Genomic DNA, 8,445 nt, shown 5'->3' on the forward strand with positions numbered 1-8,445 from the left:
CGTCGTGGCCGCGGGGGCAGGGCGCGGCGCGGCCGACGGCGATGCGGCCTCGAGCGTCCGCATGATCCTCTCGGCCTCGGCAAGGCGGCCATGCCGGGCCAGCCAGAGCGGGCTTTCCGGCACGTAGAGCCGCAGCACCCAGATGATCATGCTCGCAGCGGCCCCGATCAGCACGACCCAGCGCCAGCCGTCGATGCCGTGCGGTGAGAGCGGCACCAGCCACCACGACAGCGCGGCAACGATCGGCACCGCCGACAGCATCACGGCCTGGTTGATCGCAAAGGCGCGGCCGCGCATCCAGCTCGGGACCAGCTCGGTGATGTAGGCGTCGATGGTGATGACCTCGATGCCGATCCCGATCCCGGCAATGAAGCGCCACAGCAAGAGGCCGCCGGGTGTGGTCTGGCACGCCATGATCACCGACGCCGCGCTGTAGAACAGCAGCGACCAGGTGAAGACGGCCTTGCGCCCATAGCGATCGGCGAGGAAGCCGAGGCAGAAGGTACCGATGAACAGGCCGGCGAAGGTCGCCGCGACGAAAGCGCCGATGCCGGAGAAGCCGAAGAAGGCCTGCGTCGTCGTGGTCATCAGCCCGCTGCGGGCAAGACCCGGCGCGATATAGCCGGTGAAGAAAAGGTCGTAGATTTCGAAGCAGCCGCCGAGCGAGAGCAGGATCACCAGCCGCCAGACATAGCCGGATGTAGGCAGCGCTTCGAGCCGCCGCGAGATCCCGTCAGGCCCGGCTGTCGTGTTGGCGAGATCGGCAACCGAGCCGAGTTCGACGGCGCTCATGGTGGTCCTCCCCGAATGGTCCAACGGCCGCCTTTCTTGCGAAGGCGTGCCGGTTGCGCATGTTTGGCAGCCGGTAGCCAGAAATCCAGACGAACATATCGAAGGGATCGTTCGATATTTTCGATGGGACTATCTGCGACGCGCTTTCTCGGCGCGAACCGGCGTCCATCCCGCATCGCGTGCGGGACAGGCTTCGCCTGAAGGCACCTTAGATGAGAAGCGTCGCCTCCCAGGCGCCGCGGCCGACCTGGTCTGCGATCAGGGCGCGGATCAGGCGGCACATTTCCTCCATGACGTAGGTCATCGGGCGGTTGCGCAGGCGGCAAAGATAGAGCGTGCGGGTCAGTTTGGGTTCGATCACTTCGCGCGCGACCAGCAGCCGTGCTTTGAGCGGCTCACTGACGAAGTGCGTGGTCGCGATCGTGCAGCCGAGGCCCGCGGTCAGCGCGCCGATCATGCCGCTGGTCGAATTGAGATGCATGATGGCATTGGCCTCGAGCCGCTTCAGCGGCACGGGGTCATCCAGCAATGCGCGCGCCGATAGCCCGTGCCGCAACAGGATCAGCGGCAGCTGGGCCACTTCCTCGAAGGTGATCGGCGCTTTCTTGCCGACAAGCTTCTCAGTGCCGACGCAGAACATCTGCTCCTCCAGCACCGGCTCGGCGATCAGGTCCTTTTCCGACGGCGGATTGTAGACCAGCGCCAAGTCGACCTCGGAGCCCATCAGGTGCAGCAGCGTCGCGCCGGACAGACTCTCGGTCAGCGACAGCTTCAGGTTCGGATATTTCGTCAGCACGGTCCGCATCAGCGGCACGCCGATCGCCTTCATGCCGGAATTGGCCATGCCGATCGAGATGTCGCCGGCGATCTCGCTGCCGCCTTCCTTGATCTCGCGTTCGGCCGCCGCCATCGCGCGCAGGATGATGCGGGCGTGCTCATAGAGCCGCTCGCCCGCCGCGGTCGGTTCCATGCCGCGCGGCTTGCGCTCGAACAGCGGCGTGGCGAATTCCGCCTCCAGATTGGCGATGTGGTGACTGAGCGCGGACTGCGCGACATTGGCCTGATCCGCCGCCCGCGACAGGTTGCGCTGCTCGTATACCGCGATGAAATAGCGAAGCTGGCGCGAATCCATGAGGTTCAGCGTTCTAGAACGACGAATGCACTATTCGACAGATTATATTTTTCAGATAGCGTGCGGAAGCCTAACCTGCGCCGATCACAAAGCGTTTTCGAGCGAAGCGGGTACCGGTTCGCTTGAAGAAAACGCGTCTGAACAAGAGCGCAACGAGCACGGAGAAACCGATGACCGGGAGCGGACTGCCGCTGGAGGGCGTGAGGGTCGTCGAGATGACCCACATGGTGATGGGGCCGACCTGCGGGATGATCCTGGCGCAACTCGGCGCCGAGGTGATCAAGGTCGAACCCCCCGCAGGCGACAAGACCCGCTCGCTCGGCGGCATGGGCGTCTCGTTCTTTCCGCTGTTCAACCGCGGCAAGCGCAGCGTCGTGCTCGACTTCGCCAAGTCCGAGGACCGCGACACGATGCATCGGCTGCTCGCCGGCGCCGACGTGTTTCTGGAGAACTTTCGCGATGGCCAGCTCGACAAGCAGGGGCTCGGCGCCGACGAGCTGCGCGCGAAATATCCGCATCTGATCATCGCCGGCCACAAGGGCTTCCTCTCCGGGCCCTACGATCATCGCCCGGCGCTCGACGAGGTCGTGCAGATGATGTCGGGGCTCGCCGCGATGACCGGCACAAGCGACAAGCCGCAACGCGTCGGCTCCTCCGCCAACGACATCATGGGCGGCATGTTCGGGGTGATCTCCATTCTCGCCGCGCTCTATCAGAAGCGCGACGGCAACCAGACCGGCGCCGACATCCGCATCGGCCTGTTCGAGAACTGCCTGTTCCTGGTCGCCCAGCACATGGTCGAGTACGAGATGACCGGGCGCAAGCCGCGCTCGATGCCGGAGCGCGAGCATGCCTGGCCGATCTACGACATCTTCGATGCGGCCGGCGGCGACCGCATCTTCATCGGCGTCGTCACCGAAGGCCATTGGCAGAGTTTCTGCCGCGAGTTCGGTCTGACGGAATTCGCCGACGATCCGACCTTGCGCTCGACCACGGACCGCATCATGGCGCGCGACCGGATCATTCCGCGCGTCGCCGAGGTGATCAAGAGCTGGAACGTGGCCGACCTCTCGGCCAGGCTCGACGCGCTCAACATCTGCTTCTCGCCGATCAACCGGCCGGAGGATCTGCTCAGGGATCCGCATGTGCTGCGACCCGGCGGCCTCGTTCACAACGTCAATGCCGACGGCAAGCCGTTCCGCGTCCCCGCGCTGCCGCTCGAATGGAACGGCCACAATATCGGCGAAGGCCTGAAAGTGCCGGTGCTTGGCGCCGATACCGACGCGGTGCGCGCCGAGCTCGCCCGACAACAGAAGATTTCATCAACCGGAACCGCTGCGTGAGGCTGACATGACCCGCGTCCACGATATCTATCCCAACGACAGAGTGAGCCTGCGTGAAGTCGGTCTGCGCGACGGCCTGCAGCTGGTGAAGACGTTCCCGTCGACCGCGGCGAAGCAGCGCTGGGTGCGCGATGAGTATGGCGCCGGCGTCAGGCATTTCGAGGTCGGCTCGTTTCTGCCGGCCAACACCTTTCCGCAATTCGTCGATGTCCGCGACATCGTCGCCACCATCGCCGCGCTGCCCGGCGCGCATGGCGTCGCGCTGGCGCTGAACGAGCGCGGCGTCAACGAGGCGCTGGCGTCCGGCGTCGCCGAGATCGCCTCGGTGGTGTCGGCGACCGAGGAGCACAGCCAGGCCAATGCCAACCGCTCGCGCGAATCCGCGATCGATAACATCAAGCGCCTCTGCGAGCTGCGCGGCGCCAGCGCGCACAAGCCGCTGGTCAATGCCGCGATCTCGATGGGGCTGGGCTGCTCGATCGTGGGTGCGGTCGATCCGAACGAGGTGCTGCGCCTCACCGAGAAGCTCTACGAGGTCGGCGTCGACATGGTCGCGATTGCCGATACCGTCGGCTATGCCGGGCCGAAGCAGGTCGGCGAGCTGACGCGGGGCGCGGTGAGGATCGCGGGAACGAAGCCGGTCTGCGTGCATCTGCACGACACCCGCGGCATGGGTATCGCCAATGCCTCCGCGGCGCTCGATGAAGGTGCCCGCGTGCTCGACGGTTCGCTCGGTGGCCTCGGTGGCTGCCCGTTCGCGCCGGGCGCCACCGGCAATGTCGTGTTCGAGGACCTCGTCTTCCTCTGCGAGAGCAAGGGATTCCCGACCGGCATCGATCTCGATCGCCTGGTCGAGGTGCGTGCGATCCTGAAATCCGAGATGCCGAACGAACAGCTCTATGGCGGCCTCGCCCGCGCCGGCTTGCCGCGCGGCGCCAGGGCGAAGGCGGCGTAGCGGACCCCTTGGCCACGCTTACGCATGGGCCACGTTCTGATCAGATGCGCGGGCGGCGGTTCGAGCTGAACTCCTCGACATCGGGGTGCATGGCGGGTGGTTCGCGGGTGGGCGGCACGAGCAGCATCACGACCCGCCGTGTATGGCCGAGCCTGCCCAGCAAGGTCGCCGGGGCGTCGAACTCGGAGCGAATGACATCCGCTGCGCGCAATGTCGTGCGCTCCATCCAGCTCAGGCAATCCAGCTGATCGGCGAAGCACAGCGCGGCCCAACCGCGATCGAGCGTGGTCTTGCGCGGCAAGCCCCAGGTGTACTGATAGGCAAACGGCCGGGCATAGAACGGATGGTCCGGACTGTAGAAAGCCGCAGCGAAGGCGAGCGCGTCGTCGCCGCTGACGGCGACGAGCGGCGTTCCGGCGGCGTCGCGCCATCGCGCCGTCAGCTCGGTCGCGATTGCATGATAGAAGCCGCGACCCTCTTCATAGCCGTAGACGTTGCGATAGAGGGCATGGAGCGGAGCACCGACAGTGACCGCGAGAATGGCGAAACCCGCCACCATGACGGTCAGGTTGACTGTGTAGAAGCGTTCGATCGGGTAGCTCGTTGCGCACACGATCAGAACGATGAACAGGAAAAGACCCTGCACCGCCCAGAGCGAGGGCAGGTCGGTGCCGACCGCAAGCGAGACGATCGCCGGAAACACGATGGTGCCGATTGCGACCAGCAGCAGCAAACGGAGCCCTGGGTTGATCGCGCGAAAATCCGACGGCAGCCGCGCCAGCCGCGGACCGGCAATGAACACCCAGGTGACCGCCGCGACCGAGAGCGCCGCGATCAGCCCCATGATGAAGTAAGAGACTTCCCATAGCGCGGCGACATGACCGGTGCCGGCATGCGCGAGCGCATAGTCGAACGTCGTTGCGCCGGTCGTGGCGAGCCAGTGCAGATGCGGGCCGAGCACGAGCATTCCGGCCAGCGTCGAGATCCAGGGCGAGGCCGACAGCAGATAGCGGCGGCGATCCGGATGCAGCACGGCCGCGAAGACGAAGCTCGCGATCAGGAAGATCGAATAGTACTTGCCGAGCATGGCGATCGCGCAGACGGCGCCGGCTGCGAACGCCCAGCCGGGCTGCCTTGGCGCCTCGAACGCCCGCAGGAAGCAGTAGGTCGCCAGTGGCCAGACTGCCAGCAGCACCGTGTTCGCGTTGAACCGCTGGGCGTGGAATTGGTAGACCGGCAGCAGCATCGACAGCAGCAGGATGATCACCCGCTTCTCGCCGCGGACAAAGCGGCGCGAGATCAGGTCGACCGCCCACAGCGCCACGCCGGCGTTGACCATCGCCATCAGTTGCAGCGACCAATCGGTCAGCGGGAAGAGCGCGGTCCATCCCCGCGTGATCCAGCCCATCAACGGCGGATGCTTGGGGTATCCCCATGCGAGGTGACGGCCGAGCGTCCAGGTCTCGAGCACGTCGGGATGCAGGCCGGCGCCGAGATAGGCGATGACGAGATACGCGGTCCAGATCGCGACAAAGAGGGTGAGCAGCAGCGGGATCGACCACCCGGTCTCGATCCCCTCCAGCCACGCGATGAACGGACGACGCCATCGCGCCGGGTCCTTCTCCGACGCCGCAGCCATCGCCGAGAAATCTATGATCGAAAGCACCGTAAAACTACCGAATGAAAACAAGCCTGAAGCGCGTGCACCCTAGTGATGCAGCAATGCGAACTCAACGACGAAGCCGGACGATGCGACGAAGGTCTTGGTCGATGCCGCCAACGCGCGATTTTTTCGATCCTGACATCGGCGCCGGTCACGCCGGCGCGGTCTCCGCCGCGATCACTTGCGGAGCCGGAAGCGTCGCCTCTTCGTCAGTCGCTTCAGGAACAAGCGGCGGCGATTCTGGAAACACACCGAATTCGCCCGCTACCTCCTGGAGCGGCTTCTGCTTGTCGGCCCAGTGCAGGGCCGTGTAGTCGAAACCGTGCACGATGGTGGGTTTGACGACCTCGAAGTAGGGCGAGATGTCGAAGTCGCGCGGCATGTAGAGCGAGGAATCGCGGATATGCAGGATCTCGCGGCGCGCCTTGCGGCTGGCGGCCCGCGTGATCTTGGGCAGGATCGGATAGCGCACGGCGTCGAACGCCTGCGCGATCAGCGCCGAGCAGATGATCTTGGTCGGATCGCCGGAGCCGAATGCGATCATGCGGCGCCGCCAGCGCTGCGGGATCGGCAGCGGAAACAGGAAGCGCGCGAGATCGACGATGTTCTTGGTGTCGTAGCCGAAGCCGATGCGGTTGATGGCGTAGCGGCACACGGTGGTGCGGTCCTCGAACGACAGTCCGACCGGACGGCAGAGGCGGGTGTGATAGGCCAGATATTTCGACAGCGGCGCGGAGGTCACGCCTTCGCCGATATTGGCCTCGATCAGCACATGCTGTTCGCCGTCAGGCTCGAACGCGCCGTCGATCGGGCCGACAAACAGTGCAGCGTGCGACCAGGTCGACTGCGTCAGGTATTTGATGATGCCGGAAATCCGGTTGTTGCCTTCGACCAGCAGCACATCGCCGGGCTGCATGATGCCTCGCAGCTGGTCCGGATCGCTCGGCGTGAACGGCTCGTAACCGGGGACTTCCTTTTGCAGGTACCCCGCGATCCATTTACCGACGGTATCGAGCATCAAGCCCATGAATTCCCCCCAGCGGTTCTACGACCGCTTGTGTTCACTTAATCATGGTCGCAAGCCGTTGCAATTTAGTTCATGCCAACGGCGGATCAATCATGATTGATTTACCATGATGGTTGCTGCGGTCGGTGAGATGCGGCAAAGTTCGCGAGGCGTTCCCATTCCCTGCAAGTCCCCGGAAACCATGCCAGAAGCTAAGTCATGACAGTGACCCGCCGCGATTTCCTGTCGGCGTCCGCAGGTCTTGCGCTGATGCCTGTGCTGGGCGGCGAGGCTGTCGCTGCGCCGCCGCCGCGCGAGGCCGACATCGTCGTGATCGGCGCCGGCGCGCAGGCATTGCCGCGGCGCGACGGATCGCCGCCGCAAACCGCAAGGTGATCGTGGTCGAGGCCGCGAGCCAGGTCGGCGGCCGCTGCCAGACCGATGCGTCGACATTCGGCGTGCCGTTCGACCGTGGCGCGCGCTGGATGCACAATCCTGAAACCAATCCGATGATCCGGCTCGCGCGCTCCGCCGGCCTCGACATCGTCACCGCGCCCGCGGGCCAGAAGATCCGCATCGGCCGGCGCAACGCCCGTCCCGGCGAGACCGAGGAATTTTTGGCGGCGCTGGTGCGCGCCAATCGCGCCATCGACGATGCGTCGCGCAAGGCCGATATCGCCTGCGCCGCAGCGATGCCGAAGGATCTCGGCGATTGGGCCGGCACCGCGGAATTCCTGCTCGGCGCCAATTTCAGCGGCAAGGATCTGAAGGACCTCTCCGCCGCCGACAAGGTGCGCGCGCAGGATCGCAACACCGCGATCGCCTGCCGGCAGGGGCTCGGCGCATTGATCGCAAAGCTCGGCGAGGGGCTGCCGCTGGTGCTGTCGACGCCGGCACAGCGCATCCTGTGGAGCAACCGCGACGTGATGGTCGAGACGCCTTCCGGCAAGATCACGGCGCGCGCCGCCATCGTCACCGTGTCGAGCAATGTGCTCGCCAGTGGCAATATCAAGTTTGCACCTGAGCTTCCGAAGCGTGCGCTGGATGCCGCCGCCAAGCTGACCCTCGGCAGCTACGACCGCATCGCGCTGCAGATCCCGGGCAATCCGCTCGGGCTGTCGCGCGACGACGTCATCATCGAGCAGAGCAATTCGACCAGGACGGCGCTGCTCTACGGCAATATCGCCGGCTCCTCGCTGTGCACGATCGACGTCGCGGGCTCGTTCGGCCGCGACCTGTCCGCGCAGGGCGAGCAGGTGATGGCGGCGTACGCGATGGAATGGCTGACGAAGCTCTATGGCAGCGAGGTCGGTGCCGCCGTGAAGAAGACCAGCGCGACGCGCTGGAATGCACAGCCCTTCATTCAAGGTGCGATGTCGGCCGCAGCACCCGGCGCACAATTCTCGCGCAGGATCCTGAGCGAGCCGATCGGCGCGATGTATCTCGCGGGCGAGGCCACGCATGAGACGCTGTGGGGCACGGTCGACGGCGCCTGGGAGAGCGGTGAGCGCGCCGCCGACGCCGCGCTGCGCAGGATCGGTGGCGTGAAGGAGG

At 65.5% G+C, this 8,445-nt stretch carries 6 protein-coding genes and 1 pseudogene; 3 read left to right on the forward strand and 4 right to left on the reverse strand.

All coding sequences use genetic code 11. The annotated features are described in order from the left end of the window. Both H8A95_RS39965 and H8A95_RS39970 read right to left on the reverse strand, forming a co-directional pair. Positions 1–792 (reverse strand): MFS transporter (locus H8A95_RS39965; protein WP_229188025.1); only part of this gene is annotated, 792 nt, incomplete at its 3' end. A gap of 208 nt (positions 793–1,000) precedes the next feature. Further along, entirely contained in the window at positions 1,001–1,924 is a 924-nt protein-coding gene (locus tag H8A95_RS39970; protein WP_229188026.1) for a LysR family transcriptional regulator, read from the reverse strand. A gap of 170 nt (positions 1,925–2,094) precedes the next feature. On the opposite strand from H8A95_RS39970, the gene H8A95_RS39975 reads away from it, so the two are divergent. Both H8A95_RS39975 and H8A95_RS39980 read left to right on the forward strand, forming a co-directional pair. Continuing rightward, a complete protein-coding gene (locus H8A95_RS39975) occupies positions 2,095–3,267 on the forward strand; it encodes a CaiB/BaiF CoA transferase family protein (protein ID WP_229188027.1) in 1,173 nt (390 codons plus the stop codon). Positions 3,268–3,274: 7 nt separating this feature from the next. After that, positions 3,275–4,222 carry a beta/alpha barrel domain-containing protein gene (locus H8A95_RS39980; RefSeq protein ID WP_229188028.1) on the forward strand — a complete coding sequence of 316 codons (948 nt, stop codon included), beginning with the start codon at positions 3,275–3,277 and terminating at the stop codon, positions 4,220–4,222. 40 nt (positions 4,223–4,262) lie between these two features. On the opposite strand, the gene H8A95_RS39985 is transcribed toward H8A95_RS39980, so the two are convergent. Together H8A95_RS39985 and H8A95_RS39990 are read right to left on the reverse strand one after the other, a co-directional pair. Beyond that, a complete protein-coding gene (locus H8A95_RS39985; RefSeq protein ID WP_229188030.1) occupies positions 4,263–5,861 on the reverse strand; it encodes a glycosyltransferase family 39 protein in 1,599 nt (532 codons plus the stop codon). Positions 5,862–6,036: 175 nt separating this feature from the next. After that, complete coding sequence (locus H8A95_RS39990) at positions 6,037–6,912, reverse strand: YiiX/YebB-like N1pC/P60 family cysteine hydrolase (RefSeq protein ID WP_229188029.1); 876 nt, start codon at positions 6,910–6,912, stop codon at positions 6,037–6,039. A 198-nt stretch (positions 6,913–7,110) separates the two neighbouring features. On the opposite strand from H8A95_RS39990, the pseudogene H8A95_RS39995 reads away from it, so the two are divergent. Beyond that, a pseudogene (locus tag H8A95_RS39995) lies at positions 7,111–8,445 on the forward strand (flavin monoamine oxidase family protein); the annotation flags it as partial.

The organism is Bradyrhizobium oropedii, from assembly GCF_020889685.1.
GTDB lineage: Bacteria > Pseudomonadota > Alphaproteobacteria > Rhizobiales > Xanthobacteraceae > Bradyrhizobium > Bradyrhizobium oropedii.

What these genes read in the sequence shown, in the direction of transcription:
- H8A95_RS39970 (WP_229188026.1), bottom strand. Translation starts at nt 1,924, where the DNA reads ATGGATTCGCGCCAGCTTCGCTATTTCATCGCGGTATACGAGCAGCGC.
- H8A95_RS39980 (WP_229188028.1), top strand. Translation starts at nt 3,275, where the DNA reads ATGACCCGCGTCCACGATATCTATCCCAACGACAGAGTGAGCCTGCGT.
- H8A95_RS39985 (WP_229188030.1), bottom strand. Translation starts at nt 5,861, where the DNA reads ATGGCTGCGGCGTCGGAGAAGGACCCGGCGCGATGGCGTCGTCCGTTC.
- H8A95_RS39990 (WP_229188029.1), bottom strand. Translation starts at nt 6,912, where the DNA reads ATGGGCTTGATGCTCGATACCGTCGGTAAATGGATCGCGGGGTACCTG.
- H8A95_RS39975 (WP_229188027.1), top strand. Translation starts at nt 2,095, where the DNA reads ATGACCGGGAGCGGACTGCCGCTGGAGGGCGTGAGGGTCGTCGAGATG.